The sequence below is a fragment of the Mycobacterium decipiens genome (assembly GCF_963853665.1).
GTDB lineage: Bacteria > Actinomycetota > Actinomycetes > Mycobacteriales > Mycobacteriaceae > Mycobacterium > Mycobacterium decipiens.
In genome coordinates this window covers 5,125,371-5,142,682 of sequence record NZ_OY970459.1, presented here as the reverse complement: position 1 = coordinate 5,142,682, position 17,312 = coordinate 5,125,371, and the positions used below count along the sequence as shown (strand labels likewise).

General features: G+C 65.5%; 17 protein-coding genes and 1 tRNA gene. 4 read left to right on the top strand and 14 right to left on the bottom strand.

The features are described from left to right. Positions 1-6 precede the first annotated feature (6 nt). The 5 genes from AADZ55_RS22790 to AADZ55_RS22770 form a co-directional block, all read right to left on the bottom strand. A complete protein-coding gene (locus AADZ55_RS22790) occupies positions 7-1,401 on the bottom strand; it encodes an FAD-binding oxidoreductase (RefSeq protein ID WP_085324621.1) in 1,395 nt (464 codons plus the stop codon). A 116-nt stretch (positions 1,402-1,517) separates the two neighbouring features. Beyond that, positions 1,518-1,886, bottom strand: coding sequence for a GtrA family protein (locus AADZ55_RS22785; RefSeq protein ID WP_242670061.1), 369 nt, complete (start codon positions 1,884-1,886; stop codon positions 1,518-1,520). A gap of 106 nt (positions 1,887-1,992) precedes the next feature. Next, a complete protein-coding gene (locus AADZ55_RS22780) occupies positions 1,993-2,478 on the bottom strand; it encodes a GreA/GreB family elongation factor (RefSeq protein WP_085324619.1) in 486 nt (161 codons plus the stop codon). Positions 2,479-2,795: 317 nt separating this feature from the next. Continuing rightward, positions 2,796-3,320: a 6-carboxytetrahydropterin synthase gene (locus AADZ55_RS22775; protein ID WP_085324618.1), complete on the bottom strand. Its 525-nt coding sequence runs from the start codon at positions 3,318-3,320 to the stop codon at positions 2,796-2,798. Continuing rightward, positions 3,317-3,799, bottom strand: a complete 483-nt coding sequence (locus tag AADZ55_RS22770) for a GTP cyclohydrolase I (RefSeq protein ID WP_085324617.1) — start codon at positions 3,797-3,799, stop codon at positions 3,317-3,319. The genes AADZ55_RS22775 and AADZ55_RS22770 overlap by 4 nt, the downstream gene beginning before the upstream one ends. Before the next feature lie 268 nt (positions 3,800-4,067). Here AADZ55_RS22770 and AADZ55_RS22765 point away from each other — a divergent pair, with 268 nt between their 5' ends. Further along, positions 4,068-4,826 carry a C39 family peptidase gene (locus AADZ55_RS22765; RefSeq protein ID WP_085324703.1) on the top strand — a complete coding sequence of 253 codons (759 nt, stop codon included), beginning with the start codon at positions 4,068-4,070 and terminating at the stop codon, positions 4,824-4,826. Here AADZ55_RS22765 and AADZ55_RS22760 read toward each other — a convergent pair whose 3' ends face one another. Further along, the gene (locus AADZ55_RS22760; RefSeq protein ID WP_085324616.1) at positions 4,827-5,459 is read right to left on the bottom strand and encodes a potassium channel family protein; all 633 of its coding nucleotides are present in this window, start codon (positions 5,457-5,459) and stop codon (positions 4,827-4,829) included. Positions 5,460-5,633: 174 nt separating this feature from the next. Here AADZ55_RS22760 and AADZ55_RS22755 point away from each other — a divergent pair, with 174 nt between their 5' ends. After that, positions 5,634-7,130 carry a potassium/proton antiporter gene (locus AADZ55_RS22755; RefSeq protein WP_085324615.1) on the top strand — a complete coding sequence of 499 codons (1,497 nt, stop codon included), beginning with the start codon at positions 5,634-5,636 and terminating at the stop codon, positions 7,128-7,130. Between the two features lie 21 nt (positions 7,131-7,151). Here the strand turns inward: AADZ55_RS22755 and AADZ55_RS22750 are convergent, their stop codons facing one another. The 5 genes from AADZ55_RS22750 to AADZ55_RS22730 are packed head-to-tail and all read right to left on the bottom strand — an operon-like array spanning position 7,152 to position 12,241. Continuing rightward, positions 7,152-7,982, bottom strand: coding sequence for an ABC transporter permease (locus AADZ55_RS22750; protein ID WP_085324614.1), 831 nt, complete (start codon positions 7,980-7,982; stop codon positions 7,152-7,154). Further along, entirely contained in the window at positions 7,979-8,896 is a 918-nt protein-coding gene (locus AADZ55_RS22745; RefSeq protein WP_085324613.1) for a glycosyltransferase, read from the bottom strand. The genes AADZ55_RS22750 and AADZ55_RS22745 overlap by 4 nt, the downstream gene beginning before the upstream one ends. Next, positions 8,893-9,726, bottom strand: a complete 834-nt coding sequence (locus tag AADZ55_RS22740; protein ID WP_085324612.1) for an ABC transporter ATP-binding protein — start codon at positions 9,724-9,726, stop codon at positions 8,893-8,895. The genes AADZ55_RS22745 and AADZ55_RS22740 overlap by 4 nt, the downstream gene beginning before the upstream one ends. Positions 9,727-9,729: 3 nt before the next feature. After that, positions 9,730-10,266 (bottom strand): proteasome activator protein Bpa, encoded by a 537-nt coding sequence (gene bpa, locus AADZ55_RS22735; RefSeq protein WP_085324611.1) that lies wholly within the window; start codon positions 10,264-10,266, stop codon positions 9,730-9,732. A 4-nt stretch (positions 10,267-10,270) separates the two neighbouring features. Beyond that, the gene (locus tag AADZ55_RS22730) at positions 10,271-12,241 is read right to left on the bottom strand and encodes a DUF6541 family protein (RefSeq protein ID WP_085324610.1); all 1,971 of its coding nucleotides are present in this window, start codon (positions 12,239-12,241) and stop codon (positions 10,271-10,273) included. A gap of 118 nt (positions 12,242-12,359) precedes the next feature. Between AADZ55_RS22730 and AADZ55_RS22725 the strand changes: the two genes are divergently transcribed. Next, a complete protein-coding gene (locus AADZ55_RS22725) occupies positions 12,360-13,556 on the top strand; it encodes a cysteine desulfurase-like protein (RefSeq protein ID WP_085324702.1) in 1,197 nt (398 codons plus the stop codon). A 48-nt stretch (positions 13,557-13,604) separates the two neighbouring features. Here the strand turns inward: AADZ55_RS22725 and AADZ55_RS22720 are convergent, their stop codons facing one another. After that, on the bottom strand, positions 13,605-14,588 hold the full coding sequence (locus AADZ55_RS22720; protein ID WP_085324609.1) for an NAD(P)H-quinone oxidoreductase: 984 nt from the start codon (positions 14,586-14,588) through the stop codon (positions 13,605-13,607). A gap of 35 nt (positions 14,589-14,623) precedes the next feature. On the opposite strand from AADZ55_RS22720, the gene AADZ55_RS22715 reads away from it, so the two are divergent. Further along, positions 14,624-14,710, top strand: a tRNA-Ser gene (locus AADZ55_RS22715). Between the two features lie 99 nt (positions 14,711-14,809). Here the strand turns inward: AADZ55_RS22715 and AADZ55_RS22710 are convergent. Beyond that, positions 14,810-15,928: a hypothetical protein gene (locus AADZ55_RS22710; protein WP_085324608.1), complete on the bottom strand. Its 1,119-nt coding sequence runs from the start codon at positions 15,926-15,928 to the stop codon at positions 14,810-14,812. Positions 15,929-15,978: 50 nt separating this feature from the next. Beyond that, on the bottom strand, positions 15,979-17,214 hold the full coding sequence (gene lipE / locus AADZ55_RS22705; RefSeq protein WP_085324701.1) for a lipase LipE: 1,236 nt from the start codon (positions 17,212-17,214) through the stop codon (positions 15,979-15,981). Between the last annotated feature and the right edge of the window lie 98 nt (positions 17,215-17,312).

Below are 17,312 nucleotides of genomic sequence, written 5' to 3'. Positions count from 1 at the left end.
GCACCATTAGAGCAGCTCCAAACGTCGGGCCAGGTCGGAGGCGAACACCCGTAAGGGGTCGACTTTGCGGCGCACTGCGATCCATTCGTCGATGCGCGGATACATGGCGTGAAAGGTCTCGGCGGTGGTCCGCGAGTCTTTGGCAGTGTAGAGGCGACCGCCGAATTCCATTACCCGGCGGTCGAGTTCGCTCACAAACTCATTGAGGCCCGCCTTGATGGGGAAGTCGACGCAAATGTTCCAGCCCGGTATGGGGAAGCTGAGCGGCGCCTGGTTGCCGGGTCCGAACAGCTTGAACACGTTCAGAAACGAGTAATGACCCGAGGCCTGGATACCGCCGATGATCCTTTTGAACTCATCGACCGCCTCGGTGGGAATCACGAACTGATACTGCAGGAAGCCCGCTGGGCCGTAGGCGCGGTTCCATTCGCCGAACATGTCCAGCGGGTGGTAGAACTGCGTCAAGTTCTGGACCTTCCCGCGATAGGTGCCGGATTTGCGGTACCAGAGTTCGCCGATCGGCCCAAAGGTGTACTTGTTGGCAAGTCCGTTGGGGAATACGTCGGGGAGCGTGAGTAGTTGCGGCGCATCGAATTTCAAGGGTTCGCGGCGCAGCTTTGCGGGCAACTGCTCGACGGTGGCCAAACAGCCTCGCGATACCGCAGCGCGGCCCAGTTTCGGGGGCGCGCTGATCGCATCGAACCAGGCGCTGGAGTAGGTGTAGCCGGCTTCGCTGCCGTCGCTGTGCAGGGCGATGGTTTCGTCGAGGCTGGCGGTGACGTCGCCGTCGGCGATGAAGTATGCCGTCTGAGTGGGCGTCATCTCGATGGTGGCGCGCATGATGATGCCGGTCAGGCCGTTGCCACCGACGGTGGCCCAGAACAACTCGGAATCCTCACCGGCCGGTGTCAGGTGGCGGATCTCGCCGTCGGCGGTCAGCAGGTCCATACTGCGCACATGGTTACCGAAGCTGCCCGCGCTGTGATGGTTCTTGCCGTGAATATCGCATGCAATCGCGCCCCCGATGGTGACTTGCCGGGTTCCTGGCAGCACTGGGACCCACAGTCCGAACGGTAGGGCGGCTTTCATCAGCTGGTCGAGGTTGACTCCGGCGTCGACGTCGGCGAGCTTGGTGTCGGCGCTAATGGAGTGGATGGTGTTCAGCGGCGTCATGTCGATCACCAGTCCGCCGCCGTTTTGCGCGTTGTCCCCATAGGACCGGCCCAGCCCGCGGGCGATGACGCCCCGGCCATTTGATAGGCCGCCGGCATCGGCTATCCGAGCCACCGCCTTGGCGATCACCTCGGCATCTGGGGTGCGGAGCACATCAGCGACCGACGGCGCCGTTCGGCCCCACCCGGTCAGCCGGGTGGTGGTAGTGGAAGCTCCCACGCTCAACATCGTCAAAGAGGGTACCCGCTGGTCCGACGACGATGCGGGACGCTTGGGTCCCGCTGAGGAGTCGGGCGGTCGAACTGGGTCCGACGACGATGCGGGACGCTTGGGTCCGTCCTGGCTCAGCGGATCCGGAAGATCACGGCTCGCTGCACGATGAAATTGATTACCGTGGCGGTGCCCTGCGCGATCACGAACGCGATGGGTATTGCCCACCCCCGGTAGTGCAACAGTGCTAGGCACAGGTGGTTGAGTCCGACCTGCACGGCGAAGGTGAGTCCGTAGAGGAACATGACTGCGACGAATCGGGCCGTGCTGGGCGCCGCCTGGAATGTCCACCGCCGATTGATCAGGTACGCGGTGATGGTGCCGACGACGACGCTGATGAACTTCGACAGGTCGACCTGCAAGCCCACCGCCTTGTAGAGCGTCACGTAGACGCTGAAGTCAACGACCGCCGCGAAGCCACCCGTGACGATGAAGCGCCACATCTGTGTCGTCAGGTGCAGGTGTTGGCGCGACGGCGCGGCACCAGACTCCGGTGGGATCATCGGGGGGAAGTCTAATGGGGCCGGCGAGCTTGTTGCGGGTTGCGGATTATGAGGGCAGCTTGACGGCAATCAGCTGGACCTGATTAGGGCCCTGCGGTGTCGAGTAGGTCACCATGTCGCCGGGCTGGTGGCCGGCCAGGGCCTGACCCAGCGGGCTGCGAGCCGTCAGGGTCTCGGCTTCACGGCCGACCGGCGTCTCTTCGACGACGGAGATCACATGCATCGTGACGACTTCACCGTCCGGGAACCGCAAGGTCACCTCGGTGCCACCGGGCAGCGTTTCCGATCCGTTCGAGGGGGAGGGTCCGGTCCGCAGCCGCCGGTCCAGTTCGTTGATCCGGTCGCCGAGGATGGCCAGTTCGTCGGCACGTTGGATTGCCTCGGCCGCGTCGCCGTGATCGCCGATCATGCCGCGGTCGTTCTTGACCTCGACCTCCAGCCGATCGCGCCGCTGCCGCAGCCGGGCCAATTCAGCCGCTAGGTGCTCGCGCCCCGCATCCGCTAGCCTCTTTGATTCGACTTCCTCGCTCACGTTCGCCGACCTTTCGCGGCGCTCCGGCTACTGCTTTGTCGCCTGCGCCCGATAGCTGGGTTACCTGTTGCGTGCCGTGGGTGCCGTTTCACCGATCACGAACCTGCCGCGATCGGATTCGTGGCGCTTCAGTGTTACACCCTTAAGGGGCGGCCGTCACCGATATGCGTCAAGCATTTGTAACCCGTTGTTTGGGTGGGCAACCGCCCGGCCGCGCAATCGCGCGTGACAATTGTCAGCTGAGGCTGAAATCACCGAAATGCGGTACCTTTGACGGGCGCTTGGGTTTTTGGCGATCCGGCCGACGCTGGGTTGGATCAATCCGCCCGATCGACGGTCAGGGTGACCACGTTGTTCCGGTTTTCCCGCGCCTCGATGCCCGACACCCAGACCCGGCCTCCGGTTGCCCGCGCGACGATGCGCTCGGCGGTGTCAAACACCCAGGCCGCCGAGCCCTCCATCCCGGTGCTGTCCATGATCCGCAGATCGATGACGCCCCGGTCGGCCAGCAGTTCGAACAGATCGCGCTGGGGGTCGTCCGCGGCGATCAGCGTGGTGTGGTCGAACTGGCGGCGCAGCGCTGCCCGGATGTCCCTGAGGCAACTCGTGTCCACCACCAGTCCGCTGCGGGACTCGGTTTCGGTGCAGGCGAACTCGATCTCGAACGTTCGCTCGTAGCCGTGCAAGAAGAAGCGCTTACCTTGGCGGGACCACGAGCGGTGGCAGCACGGAAGATCGCCGAAGCGTTTGCGAAGGTGGAACTTTGCCGTGCGGCCGACGGGCGCATCGGCGCGGTGCATCGTGGCCATGTGCACGCCGTCGGCGAAGTCGATGTCAGTCATTGCCGAACAATCCCCTTCTGTTCTTGCCTCGTCAGCGAGACGAATTCACGTTGGCCATCGGCGCTGTGGCGCAGCGAGCCGTAGAACGCCAGCGTGGTGGTCGGCGCGCCGCGGCCTGCCGTCGCGCAGGCGTACTCGCCCTCGATCAGCACACCCACCCCTCGTGGGGCGAGCTGGTGGTGCAGCCACAAGCCGATTCGGGCGGTCATTCGCTGTTGTGCCTGAATCCCGCGTGAACACGCCTGCACTATTCGCGCGAATTCGGCTGGGTCCAGTTGATTTTCGCCGTGCAGATACCCGACGTGCACGACACCGTGAAACGAAAGCAAGTGGCGTTCACAGAGCGAATGGAACGGAATCGGGCGAACCAACACGAGTTCGGAACCTCCGCTGCCGGACTCCGCCGTGCGAGTCCGGCCGATGGGAAATTGCAGCAGCGATCCGCCGGCGAGCGCGAATCCGTTGTCGTGGCGCAGCATGTGGTACCTCTCACGATTACCGGCATTTGCCGCGGTCGTTGTCCAGTCCGTTGATGGACAACGCCAGCCTCGCCACGATGTCTTGGCGGATTCTCAATGGATTCTTGGCGGATCCTCAAAGGATTCTTGGTGCCACGTGCGCCGCCAGGACCTCAAGAATTCGTAGAGCTTTCCGGAAGCCAGGCATCTAAGCCTTTTCCCATCCGCTAGAGCGCTCAGAGCGCCGGCCCCGATGTGAGGAAAAGGAACCGACGTGAACACCCGCAGGATTGGCGTCACGGTCCGGAAAGCCGGTCTCGCCGCGGGCGTCGCTGTGCTGGCAGCTGGTTTGGCGATCGGCGTGGCGATGGGTATCGCCGCCGCAGCCCCCGGGTCGCAAGCACGCACCGCGGTCACCAACCCGGGCCGGATGTACGGGAACCCGGCCGCCGCTGCACCGTACTGGCGCCAACAATCTCTTGACGACTGTGCCCTGATGGCGGCCGCCGATGTGATTGGGGAGCTGACCGGGCGCGAGCCTACCGAGCGCGAGATCATCGCGGTGGCGCAGAACCTGGCCAGCTGGTCGCACCCCGGACCGATCTACATGCCGCCCCGGGACATGCGCGACCCGAACGGTGCCGGCCGCGGTGCCGACCCACACGACATTCCGGTGCTGCTCGCGCGGTACGGCATCACCGCCGTGTTCACCGGCCGGGACCAGGCCCCCCTGACCGGTGTCGCTACCGGCCTGGAAGCGCTCGAGCGGTATCTCGCCGCTGGCCACAAGGTGATCGCCGGGGTGAATGCCGAACTCATCTGGGGTATGCCGGTCCAGACCCGCGATCAATATGGTGCCCCGACCGCCGATCATGCGGTGGTTGTGACCGGGGTTGACACCGCCGCCGGCACGGTGCACCTCAACGACAGCGGCAACCCGCAGGGCCGCGATGAGCAGATCCCGGTCGACCTGTTCGTCCGGACGTGGGCTACCAGCGGTAACCAAATGGTCGTCACGGCCGAGGACGCGGTCGCTCGCACAACGTGATCAGTCCGTTACGGCAGCCGGGGTGATGAATAACATCTCGTCGCCGGCTCCAAGGATGTCGTCGCACGGTGGGACGATGACGCGCTGCCCGCTCACCACGGCCGCCAAGACGGTATTCGCGGGCAGCGTGATGTCGCACACACGTTGCCCGACTAGTGGATCGTCGGAAGGGAGAGTGAGTTTCGCGATGTCGGCATGGCCCTGGCGCAGGCCCATCATCCGGATGAGGTGGCCGACATCAATGGCTCCTTCAACGGTGGCGACCATTGCGCGTGGTGTGGAGACCGCCACGTCGACGCCCCAAGCGTCGGTGAACAACCACTCGTTGTCGGCGTCATTGACTCGTGCCACGACCCGGGCCACCGCGAACTCGGTCTTGGCTAACAGGGACACCGCGAGGTTGACCTTGTCATCACCCGTGGCGGAGATGACCACATCGCAGATCTGCAATTCGGCGTCTTGCAGCGAGGATAATTCGCACGCATCGGCAAGTAGCCAATCGGCGTCGGGCACGCTGTCCGGCCGGTACTGGTCGGGGTAGCGCTCGATGAGCAGTACCTTGTGCCCGTTGTCGAGTAGCTCCTGAGCAACGGACCGACCGACCGCCCCGGCTCCCGCGATTGCAATACGCATGGTCTGATCCTCCTCTACCGACGCAGCCCGGTTGGATTCGATGCGACGGTGACGCGCACCCCTGCGGCGGCGCTCGTCGTGTCGGTGCTTGATTTACTGACACATACACAAGTCAGGTGGTCGTGCTGTGGAGGTGGGCGCGACCATGCCAACGTGCGCGCGAATGAGGACCGGATGAGCCTGCCGCAGCTATACATGGCGCTGCTGGCTGGAGGGGTCGTATTGCTTGCCAGCATTGTGGCCACGCGCGTGACGACGGGTGTCGGGTTGCCGAGCCTTCTGCTGTTCCTCGCGGTCGGCGTTGCGATTGGGGAGAACGGGCTCGGGCTCCATTTCGATGATGCCCAGCTCGCGCAGACCCTGGGCACCGCCGCGCTGGGGGTCATTCTCGTGGAGGGTGGACTGACCACGCGGTTCGGCGACATTCGCACATTGCTGGCTCCGGCGGGTGTCCTCGCGACCATCGGAGTGGGCGTCAGCACGGCGCTCACAGCTGCCGGCGCGCACGTTCTGTTAGGGCTGGACTGGCAACTGGCCCTGTTGCTCGGCGCGATTGTTTCCTCTACCGACGCGGCGGCGGTTTTTTCGGTGCTGCGCGTCGTCCCGCTGCCCAGGCGCCTCGCTGGGCTACTCGAGGCGGAGTCCGGGTTCAACGATGCGCCGGCGATCATCCTGGTGCTGGTGTTCAGCACCACGCCGTTGACGCTGTCGCCGGGTGGCATGGCCGCAAACCTGGTGTATCAGTTGATCGTTGGCATCGCGATCGGGTTGTCCTGCGGTTTTGCGGGTGCGGTCGCCTTGCGCCGCATCGCGCTGCCCGCTTCGGGTCTGTATCCGCTGGCCACCTTCGGGCTCGGGATGGTGGCCTTTGCGGCCGGAGGTGCCGTGGATGCGAGTGGCATTATCGCCGCGTATCTCGCCGGGGTGGTGCTGGCGAACTCAGGGCTGCCGCATCGCTCCGCCATCCGATCCTTTGCGGAAGGGGCCGGATGGCTCGCCCAGATAGGCCTGTTCGTGCTGCTCGGTCTGCTGGTGTCCCCGGCCGAGCTGCCCGGCGAAGTGGTTCCCGCAGTCGTCGTCGGATTGGTGTTGCTGCTACTCGGGCGCCCGATTTCCGTGCTGGTCTCCCTGCTGGGATTCCGGGTGCCCTGGCGCGACCAGGTCTTCGTTTCGTGGGCCGGGTTGCGCGGTGCGGTGCCGATCGTGCTGGCGACCTATCCGATCGTCGAGGGCGTGCCGGGCAGTGATCGACTGCTCCGCATCGTGTTCATCCTTGTCGTGGTGTTCACGCTGGTGCAGGGTCCCAGCCTGCGACTGGTCGCAACCGGGCTGGGGTTGATTCCCCGCGACGCCACACGTGAGGTTCAGGTGGAGTCCGCGCCGCTGGATGTGCTGGGGGCCGAACTGCTGACGTTGACGGTGATGCCGCGGTCTCGGCTACACAACGTCACCGTGCTGGAACTGCGCCTACCCAATCCCAGTGTCATCACGTTGATCATCCGGGACACTCAATCTTTCGTACCGCAGCCCGAGACCCGGATCGAGGTGGGCGATGAAATGCTCATCGTCACCACATCGAAGACACGCGAGGCAACCGAGCGGCGACTTCGCGCGGTTAGCCGCCGCGGCAAGCTCGCCTACTGGTTCGATGAGTACGGGCAACCCGACTGAGACCCCTGTCGCCCGTGCTGATTACACCCAGTACGGAACCCGGGCGCGGTACTGCCGCATCGCAAACGCCGCCAGCACCCACCCCACGACCGTCAGCACCAGCACCACCGCCCAGTGCCGCAGCTCCTGATGAGCACCCAGCAGCGGGGCCCGGACGATGTCGAGGTAGTGCAGCAGTGGATTGAGTTCGACGATGCTCGACCAACGTCCCGCGCCCTCGCGCCGCAAGGTCTCGTCATTCCAGATGATCGGCGTCATAAAGAACAGCAGCTGCACGACGGAAAATAGCAGCGGGCCGATGTCGCGGTAGCGGGTCGCCAGGATGCCGAAACACAGCGAAACCCATACGCAATTGAGGATGACCAGCGCCAGCGCGGCAAAGACCGACAGATCCGCCCACGACCACGGCTTGGGGAAGATGATCGCGATGACGAAGTAGATGACGATGTTGTGGGCGAAGAAGATCATCTGCCGCCACACCAGCCGGTATACGTGCACGCTCAACGGTGCGGGCAGCTGTTTGATCAGGCCCTCGTTGGAGACGAACACGTCCGCGCCGTCCAGGATGGCGGCGTTGATCAGGTTCCAAACGATCAAGCCGAGCGTGACGTACGGCAGGTGCTCGGACAGCTCGAGACGGAACAGCTTCGAATACAGACCCCCCATCGCGACGGCAGTGGTTCCGGTGGCGATGGTGATCCAGAACGGTCCCAGCACCGAGCGGCGGTACCGTTGCTTGATGTCCTGCCAGCCCAGGTGCAGCCACAGCTCGTGGCGACGGAACCCATCGATCAGATCGCCGCGGGCGCGGGCCAGCGTCCGCGACTGTGCCGCGGCGTCCATGAACGTCATACAGGTCCTCCAGGCTTGCCGAACCTCTCGCGATGTCCCAAGCGGCGCAACCGAATCCACTCCAGCAGGCCCTTGGGGTCGTGCCGGGTCACCAGGAAGAACCAGCCAAACCGCAGCCACTCCTGGGGCAGCAGTTTGCGCAGACCGGGTTGCGACAGCACATAGCCACGGTTGCGGTAGGTGAAAAACCGCTTGCCGGGGTCGTCGGGATATTGGGCGTGCATGCGGCCACCGAGGATCGGCTTGAATTCGTCGGATCCGCAGGGGTGCAGATAGACCGCGTCCAGGCAGGTACCGAACGGCAGGCCGGACCGAACCAACCGGCGATGCATTTCCACCTCGTCGCCGCGGATGAACAGCCGCAGGTCCGGCACCCCGATCGCCTCGCACGTGGACGCGCGGAACAGTGCGCCGTTGAACAGCGACGCTATCCCAACCAGCAGCTCTTGGCCCGGTTCGGTGCGCAATTCGCTTGCGCGCCTGCGCCATACCAGGCCACGGCGCAACGGAAACGCCAGCCGCTCCGGGTCGTCCATATTGCACACCATCGGTGACACCTCGGCCAGGCCGTACCTCTCGGCGCACTCCAGCAGGGTCGCCAGCACCCTGGTGTCCTGTGCGTGCCCGTCGTCGTCGGCCAGCCACACCCAATCGGCGCCCTGCGCCAGCGCATGCAACATGCCCAATGCGAAACCACCCGCACCGCCAAGATTTCGGCGGGATCCTAGATAGGTGCTTGAGATCGGTTGTCCGGCAACAAGATCACGGACCCGCGTGTCCCCGGAGGCCGCATCGTTGTCGACCACGATCAGATGATCCGGTAGTCGGGTCTGGGCGGTCACCACGTCCAGCGACTTGGCCAGTTCGTCGGGGCGCCGGTGGGTGACCACGACGGCGATGACCGATTCACTCATCCTCGGTAGCTCTGTGGATCGGCCCCGGTTACGTTCCGGGTCTCGGCCAGCACCTCGTGCACGTGCCGGGCGGCGTCCTCGCCTTCGTAGGCGCGCACCACGTCTTCGATACCGCCGGTGAGCCTGACGACGCCATGGTCAATCCACATCGCGGTCTTGCACAGCCGGGCCAAAAACTCGTTGGAATGGCTTGCGAAAACCAGGATTCCGGAGCGCTCTACCAAATTCTGCAGCCGGGACTGGGCCTTCTTCAGGAAGTCGGCATCCACGGCACCGATGCCTTCGTCGAGCAGCAGGATCTCGGGGTCGATACTGGTCACCACACCCATCGCCAGGCGGACCCGCATCCCGGTGGAGTAGGTGCGCAGCGGCATCGAAAGGTACTCGCCCAATTCGGTGAAATCGGCGATCTCGTCCACTTTGGCCAGCATCTGCTTGCGGGTCTGTCCCAGAAACAGTCCGCGGATGATGATGTTCTCGTAGCCGGAGATCTCGGGGTCCATGCCGATGCCCAGGTCGAATACCGGAGCCACCCGGCCGGTGACCCTCGCCCAGCCGCGGGTGGGCTCGTAAATGCCCGAAAGCAGGCGCAGCAGCGTCGATTTGCCGGCCCCGTTGTGCCCGACCAAACCGACCCGGTCACCCAGGTTCAACTCCATGGTGATGTCGCGCAACGCCTCGATGACGACGACGTTGGAGTTGGTGTGCCCGATCGTGCCCCCCGCCTTGCCCAGGACCGCCTTCTTCAGCGAACGTGACTTGGCGTCGAAGATGGGAAATTCCACCCACGCGTCGCGTGTCTCGATATGCGGATGGTGCGGACCCGACACGGCTTACAGGTACTGTCCGGTGCCGTGCCCGTGCTGGCCCGACTTGCCCACCCCGGGCGGCAGTGCACCCTGGCGCATCTGTTGCAGTTGTGCGCGGGCCGCCATTTGCTGAGCGAACAGCGCGGTTTGGATGCCGTGGAACAGGCCCTCCAGCCAGCCGACCAGCTGGGCCTGGGCAATGCGCAACTCGGCGTCCGACGGCGCGGCGTCCTCGTTGAACGGCAGGGTAAGCCGATCGAGCTCCTCGCGTAGTTCCGGTGCCAGGCCGTCTTCGAGCTCGCGAATACTGGTGGCGTGGATGTCGCGCAGCCGATTGCGGCTGGCTTCGTCAAGCGGGGCGGCGCGAACCTCCTCGAGCAGCTGCTTGATCATGGTGCCGATGCGCATCACCTTGGCGGGTTGTTCGACCAGGTCGGTCAGCAACGGCTCGTCGGAGTCGTCTTCCTGCACCGCTATCAGCCGAGGATCGACGCCGCCGATGACCTCGATGTCGTCATCGTCGCTGCCGGTACTCAATCCGATCACCATCCTCTTGCGCACCTTCTTAGGAGTGTGTGGCTGCGGCGGGGCCGCGCCATTCGTAGATTCGGGCCTCGCCGTTGTCGTAGATCTTCGCCCACGACTTCGATGTCTCTAACGACACTAGTCCGTCGGGCACCGCGAACCCCCGCACCGTCGGGGTGCTGGTCAGGATGTAGCGGATATTGAGGACTTCGACGGCCTCGAGTACCCGCGGATCGCTGGCGCCGTTGCGGCCATAGGCCCAGAAGATGAACCGGTGGTAGCCCGGGCCCTGCTGCATGGGGTAGTCGTAGTGGGTCCACAGCGGGTGCAGGCCGGCCACCGCGTACATCCACGCGGTGCCGTCGGTGTTGGCATTGCCAATCAGGGTGTCGCGCGCACCGGGCAGCGTCGCCAGGTACGCCATGGCGCCGAGGTCTTTCTGGTCGACCATCACCGAGTCGTACTTGTCGCCGAACAGGAACCGGTGTCGGGGAAAGTAGTGCGCCGCGAGGATCAGGGTGGCTCCCAGCAGCAGTGCCGCGGTTGCCGACGCCCAAACGGGCGTCGGCAGCGGTCTGAAACGGTCGGTGAGTCGTTTCACCGCGGCCACCAGCAACATGACGATCGCGAACAACGCCACACCCGCCATCGGCATCAACAGCAGTGTTGTCGCCGCCGCGATGCGGCGCGGATCGTGATAGAAGAACACGCCGAGTCCGCCGGCCACCGCGCCGATCGGGGGGCCCAAGGGCGTTCCCGCGTCGACGTTCATCACGATCAGCAGCAGCCAAACCGCCAGCGGCCACCAGATCTTCTTGATCAGCAGCATGAATCCGCCGATGGCGGCCAGCGCAATGAGCGCGTACTGGACCGGGAAATCGTTGAGGTGGCGGGAGTGCTGGAAGACAGCGTCGAACAGTCCGCGCTTCTTGCTGAGGTAGGTGGGAAATGCGTGTCCAGCGATGATGTCTTCCTGCGCCGTGACACTGAGGAACTGCGGCAACATGACCAACCCGGCAAACAGCACCACGCTGGCCAACGCCACCAGGTCGGCCAGCCGTCCCCGCACGGGATGCCACAGTGCCTCGAAAAGCCACCAGGCCGACAAGAACAGCATGACGACAATGCCGCCGGTGATGTGCAGCGAGAAGACGCCGACCAGCGCCAGCACGGCCACCGGGATGCGGTCACGGTGCCGCAACGTCGAGGTGATTAGCACCATCGTCGGCACGGCGACGCCGTAGGCCGCCAGGTTGGGCATTGCGGCGGTGTCGAACTCGACGTATGGCAAGGCGGTGAACGACGCCGAAAGTGCCGCGGCGGTGGCCGCCGCGGCGGCGGCCCGCCATTGGGTGGTGTGCGACCGCACCGTGCGCCAGGTGAGGACGGCCGCGCTGGTCGGAAACAGCCAGACCGCGGCGGCCAGCGAGCTCAGCGTGTAGCCGGTGGTCGGTGCCGCACCGGTCAACTGGCAGAACACCGTGACCAGCCCGTGGAACACCGACGGGTAGTACAACGCGGCGTGCGTCTCGACGTTGCGAAGCTCACCCATGTGGGTCGACGACGCCTGGCCGGTGTCGAGGATGAAGCGCACGGTGTTGGCGTGCCAGACCGCGTCCCAGGTGCTGGGGATGGATTGCCAGTGCGGAATGCCGCGACAGGCTGCCCAGCCAATCAACAGGGCGCCCAGCAGCACCCCGGCGGCGACCGTCACCGCAGGCCAGCGGCTGATCGTCCGCGCCTCGGCGTCGAGGTCGCGAAAGCGGGCGAGCAGCAGCTGCGAACCGGTCGCGACAGCGCACGTCACCGCCAAGGCGGCCAGCGCCGTCCAACCGTTCCAGGGGATTCCCAGCGCGCCGTAGGGAATGATCGCCAGTGCCACCACGCCGTACGTCAGCGCCGGGCCAACCGCGATCGCGGCCGGCCAGTTGAACTGAGTGATGCGAGCGACCATTGCCCCAGGCGCGATCAGCAAGATCAAAGCGATCAGCGTTCCGAACCACAGGCCCACTCGACTAGTATGGCTGGCCGGGTGACATGGCTCGGGGAAGCCAAGGCGGGCTGGGACGTCTATGACACCCGCAACGTCACCAGTTTGCGGGAATGGCGAAAGCTCTAAGGTGGCTGGCATGGCATACGACGTTGCCCGGGTGCGCGGACTGCACCCGTCGCTGGGTGACGGATGGGTGCATTTCGATGCACCGGCTGGAATGCTGATTCCCGATTCCGTCGCGACAACTGTGTCGACGGCCTTCCGCCGGTCCGCCGCTAGCACGGTGGGTGCGCACCCGTCGGCGCGGCGTAGCGCTGCGGTACTCAACACGGCACGCGAAGCGGTGGCCGATCTGGTTAACGCCGACCCGAGCGGCGTGGTGCTGGGCGCCGACCGTGCGGTGCTGCTGTCGTTGCTGGCCGAAGCGTCGTCCTCGCGCGCCGGGCTGGGCTACGAAGTGATCGTCAGCCGCCTGGACGATGAGGCCAACATCGCCCCGTGGCTGCGGGCGGCACACCGCTACGGCGCAAAGGTGAAGTGGGCCGAGGTTGACATCGAGACCGGTGAGCTGCCGACCTGGCAATGGGAGAGCCTGATCAACAAGTCGACCCGGCTGGTGGCCGTCAACTCCGCCTCGGGAACGCTGGGTGGGGTCACGGATCTGCGGGCGATGACCAAACTGGCGCACGACGTAGGTGGACTGGTCGTGGTCGACCATTCCGCCGCCGCGCCGTATCGGTTGCTCGACATCAGAGAAACCGACGCCGACGTGGTGGCAGTGAACGCGCATGCCTGGGGCGGTCCGCCGATCGGGGCGATCGTCTTTCGTGACCCGGACCTGATCAACTCCTTCGGCTCCGTGTCGACGAACCCCTACGCCACCGGCCCGGCACGCCTGGAGGTTGGCGTGCACCAGTTCGGGCTGCTGGCCGGCCTGGTAGCCAGCATCGAGTACCTTGCGTCGCTCGATGAGACGGCTCGGGGGAGCAGACGCGAACGATTAGCGGTTTCGATGCAGTCTGCCGACGCTTACCTGGACCGGGTTTTCGACTATCTGATGGTGTCGCTGCGCTCGCTGCCTTTGGTGATGCTGATCGGCCGCCCGGAGGCGCAGTTACCGGTTGCCAGCCTCGCAGTGCACGAGGTGCCGGCCGACCGGGTGGTGCAGCGGTTGGCGGACAACGGAATTCTGGCGATCGCCAACACCAGTTCACGCGTGCTCGACGTGCTGGGAGTCAACGACGTCGGCGGCGCCGTTACCGTGGGGCTGGCGCACTACTCGACGATGGCCGAAGTCGACCAGCTGGTGCGCGCGCTGGCGTCATTGGGCTGACCTGATCGCTCGGCGCGGCAGCCGAGCAACCTGGCGGTCAATCGACACCTAGCCGTTGACGGTCAGCAGTATCTTTCCCGCCACCCGCCCGGACCGCATCAGTTGATGTGCGTCGGCCGCCCGGTGGATGGGCAGGCGTGCGCCGATGATCGGCCGCACCCGTCCATCGCAAACCATCGGCCAGACCGAGGCGGTCACCGCTTCGACGATGGCGCTCTTGCTGTTCGGACCGCTCACTGGCCGGGCCCGCAGCGTGGTGCCGATCACCCGAGCTCGTTTGGTGAGCAGCTTGCCCAGGTTGAGTTCGGCTTTCACCCCGCCCTGCATGCCGATGACAACCAGCTGCCCGTCAGTGGCCAGCGCGTCGATATTGCGGTCCAGATATGCCGCGCCCATGATGTCGAGGATCACGTCGGCACCTGCACCGTTGGTCTCTTCCTTGAGTCGTGCCACAAAGTCTTCGTCGCGGTAGTTGATGGTGAGCTGGGCGCCGAGGTCGCGACACAGGTCCAGCTTTTCCGGCGATCCGGCGGTTACCGCCACCCGGGCGCCCAAGGCTCGTGCCACCTGGATCGCGTGGCTGCCAACACCGCTGGCGCCGCCGTGAATCAGGAGTAGCTGGCGCTCGTTCAGGTGAGCGGCCATCACCAGGTTCGACCACACGGTGCAGGCCACCTCGGGTAGCCCGGCGGCGTCGACGACGTCGACAGCTGGCGGAACCGGCATTACCTGGCCGGCCGGAACGGCGACGTATTCGGCGTAGCCGCCGCCTGCCAACAAGGCGCAGGCCTCTTGGCCGGCAGACCATTTGGTGACATCTGAGCCGACTTCGGCGACGACCCCAACCACTTCCATGCCGATGATCTCGCTGGCCCCCGGCGGGGGCGGGTACTTGCCGGCAGCCTGCAGCAGGTCGGCGCGGTTGACGCCGGCCGCGGTGACCTGGATCAGTACCTCGCCGGGCCCGGCAGCTACATCGGGGACTTCCTGCCATGTCAGTTGATCGGCGGATTCAGCGACGATGGCACGCATGCCGGCCACGCTACTACCCGGTTACCCTTGTCAGCGGTGGCGTGGCAGAGCGGCCTAATGCACTCGCCTTGAAAGCGAGAGACGGCTAACACCGTCCGGGGGTTCAAATCCCTCCGCCACCGCCCATCCGCCACACAGACTCAACCATCCGTGAACGCGCGTTTGTACGCCGCCACGCCGCTGGGACTGACATTCCGCGGTCGCTCGCGGTCACGGTCAGGTCAGCGTGCGGTCGCGCGCAGCGTCGGCGCATAACGAAGCACCGCAGCGATACCGTCGGCCGGGGAGAGCCGATCGTCGGTGCGGACCAGCGACGCCCCGACCGAGATCGCGAACACGGGCAGCGCCTCGTCGGCTCGCAGGGTCTTGGCGGGCGCGGCGCCGTGCTCGGAAAGCACGTCCGGGTTCGGGGCGACGGTTGTCAGGCCCTCGTCGGCGACGACGGTGGCGTCCCCTATGTCGCCGACGATCAGCGTGTCGACCGCACCCTGGCGCAGCGCCGAGCAGACGGCGCCGAGTCCCTCGGCCGCTCGCCCGGATTGCCGGCCGATCTCCGCGCCGAAGCGTTCCGCGGCGTCGTCGATCACGCTCAGACGTTGGCCGACGAGCCAGTCTTCGATGGCCCGCTGAATCTCGGTGAAGTCATGGCCGCTATGGCGAGCACCGATGTGCAATGGCACCGCGCGGCCACGCAGTCGTTCCGGCAGTGCCGCCAACAGATCGGACCGTGATCGCACCTCGCCAACGACGAAAACAACATCGGCAGCGGTGGCATCGACCAGTTCCCTGACTCGGTCAGCGACGGCGCGCACGTTCTTGCGGGCGGCTTCCTCGGTGCGCAACTGCGGATCGCCGTACCAAGCCGTTTCGGCTCCGGAGGCCTTATGGACCGGGTAACCGCATCCGTCGACGGTCTCTGAGCGCACGGCGCCGTCACTGTGGATGGTGATGTCGGCGCCGGTGTGGTCCACCACGACCAGCAGATAGTTCGGATGGTCGAAGCCATGCTCGACGATTGGGACAAGGTAGGGCAGCTCGGAGACTCGGACGATGGGCGCGGCGGTGGGTCCCAGTAGATGTTCATTGACCACTACACCCGTGGCCCCGGCGATCACCGCACGCCCGCTGCGGCCGATCGGCGGACGGCGTTCCATCACGGCCCGTCCCATCGCCGTGGTCACCGATTCGTCGACACCCTGCTGCTCGAGTCGCTCGCGCAATCCGCGCCACTTGAGGTCGAGTTGATCGCTAGCGCCCTGCGCATTGTGTGAGTCTTCGAAATAGACCGACGCATACGGGCCGGGCGTGTCCAGCAGCTGACGGAAGCGTTCGGATTCCATATCGATTTGGATTGCCCAGCGCCTCGACCGTCAAACAATGGTTCGACCTCTTAGTGTCGCGGGATCTCCGCCGCGATTGTGTCCATGAGGGCGCCGTGGCGCCTGGCGTCTGGATCCCTGCCGGGTTTGCCGCTGCTGATCAACCCGGCCGAGATGGCACGTTCGGGGTCGGCCCAAACCGCGATGTTGACCAACCCGAGGTGACCGAACGCTGCCGGCGCGTTGCGGCCGAACGGTCCGTATCTGGTTGACCCGAGCATGAAGCCGGTGCCCCAGCGAAGGGGCACCAACCCGGTCGCGAAATCCGGTCGCAACCGCCGAGACTCCGCCACCGCGCCGCGCAGCGTTTCCGGGCTCAGCACTCGCACACCATCGAGCTCACCGCCGCGGCGCAGGATCTCCATGAAGCGGGACAGTTCGTTGGCCGTTGACACGGTGTTGGACGACGGGACCACGGTGGTGAGGAAGAGCGGGGTGTTCGTATAGGGGATGATCTCGTGCACCGTTCCGCCGATGGCCCGACGGAAGATAGCTGCGATCACCGGTGGTAGTGGCCGTCCGGTGGCGTGGCTGGGCGCGACCAGTGGCACATCGCGCTTGGCGACGCCGTAGTTGGTCCACCGGAAGCCGAGCGGGTCGAGGATCTCGGTGGCGAGGATCTCCCGAATGTCCTTGCCGGTGGCCGCATAGACAATCTCACGCACCAGTGGACCCCAGGTCAGCGCGTGGTAGATGTGTACCAGTCCCGGGCGGTAGAACGGCCTTAGCTCACCGAGCTTTTGTTGCGCGTACTCGTGGTCGTCCGCACGCGTGACGTCCGGCCGGGGTCCGGTGGGGAACGGGACGCCCGCGCTGTGGGTCATCACGTGCCGGATCGTGGTGCGGTGCTTGCCGTGACTGGTGTAGGAGGGCAGGTACTCACAGACGCGATCGTCGAGCGAGAAGGATCCACGCTCGACGAGCATGTGTACGACGGTCGCCGTGATGGCCTTGGCCGCCGAGTACACGCAGAACGGCGTGTCGGTCGTCACGGGAACCTTTTCGGCATCGGGCTCATCGGTCGGGGAGTTACCCCAGCCGTGCCCGATCGCGCGGTTGAGCACGACCCGCCCGTGGTGTCGAATGCACAACTGGATCGCCGGATGCATGCCGGCTCGATACCAATGGCGTGCGGCGTGCCAGATCCGTTCGACGGCTGCGCCGCCGATCTCGGAGTGGTCTTCTTCGCCAATCGCCGTGACGGCGTCTAGGTCGGCCGGGACACGGATCTTGCCGTCTGGGGTCATCTGGCGCCGCTCCTGAGCATCGCTACGCTCTGCATCGTCGCCGGCGCGGGTCATCTGGCGCCGCTCCTGAGCATCGCTACGCTCTGCATCGTCGCCGG

What these genes read in the sequence shown, in the direction of transcription:
- AADZ55_RS22785 (WP_242670061.1), bottom strand. Translation starts at nt 1,886, where the DNA reads ATGTGGCGCTTCATCGTCACGGGTGGCTTCGCGGCGGTCGTTGACTTC.
- AADZ55_RS22710 (WP_085324608.1), bottom strand. Translation starts at nt 15,928, where the DNA reads ATGGAATCCGAACGCTTCCGTCAGCTGCTGGACACGCCCGGCCCGTAT.
- AADZ55_RS22755 (WP_085324615.1), top strand. Translation starts at nt 5,634, where the DNA reads ATGAGCCTGCCGCAGCTATACATGGCGCTGCTGGCTGGAGGGGTCGTA.
- AADZ55_RS22775 (WP_085324618.1), bottom strand. Translation starts at nt 3,320, where the DNA reads ATGACTGACATCGACTTCGCCGACGGCGTGCACATGGCCACGATGCAC.
- AADZ55_RS22745 (WP_085324613.1), bottom strand. Translation starts at nt 8,896, where the DNA reads ATGAGTGAATCGGTCATCGCCGTCGTGGTCACCCACCGGCGCCCCGAC.
- AADZ55_RS22750 (WP_085324614.1), bottom strand. Translation starts at nt 7,982, where the DNA reads ATGACGTTCATGGACGCCGCGGCACAGTCGCGGACGCTGGCCCGCGCC.
- AADZ55_RS22760 (WP_085324616.1), bottom strand. Translation starts at nt 5,459, where the DNA reads ATGCGTATTGCAATCGCGGGAGCCGGGGCGGTCGGTCGGTCCGTTGCT.
- AADZ55_RS22790 (WP_085324621.1), bottom strand. Translation starts at nt 1,401, where the DNA reads ATGTTGAGCGTGGGAGCTTCCACTACCACCACCCGGCTGACCGGGTGG.
- AADZ55_RS22725 (WP_085324702.1), top strand. Translation starts at nt 12,360, where the DNA reads ATGGCATACGACGTTGCCCGGGTGCGCGGACTGCACCCGTCGCTGGGT.
- AADZ55_RS22770 (WP_085324617.1), bottom strand. Translation starts at nt 3,799, where the DNA reads ATGCTGCGCCACGACAACGGATTCGCGCTCGCCGGCGGATCGCTGCTG.
- AADZ55_RS22720 (WP_085324609.1), bottom strand. Translation starts at nt 14,588, where the DNA reads ATGCGTGCCATCGTCGCTGAATCCGCCGATCAACTGACATGGCAGGAA.
- lipE (WP_085324701.1), bottom strand. Translation starts at nt 17,214, where the DNA reads ATGACCCCAGACGGCAAGATCCGTGTCCCGGCCGACCTAGACGCCGTC.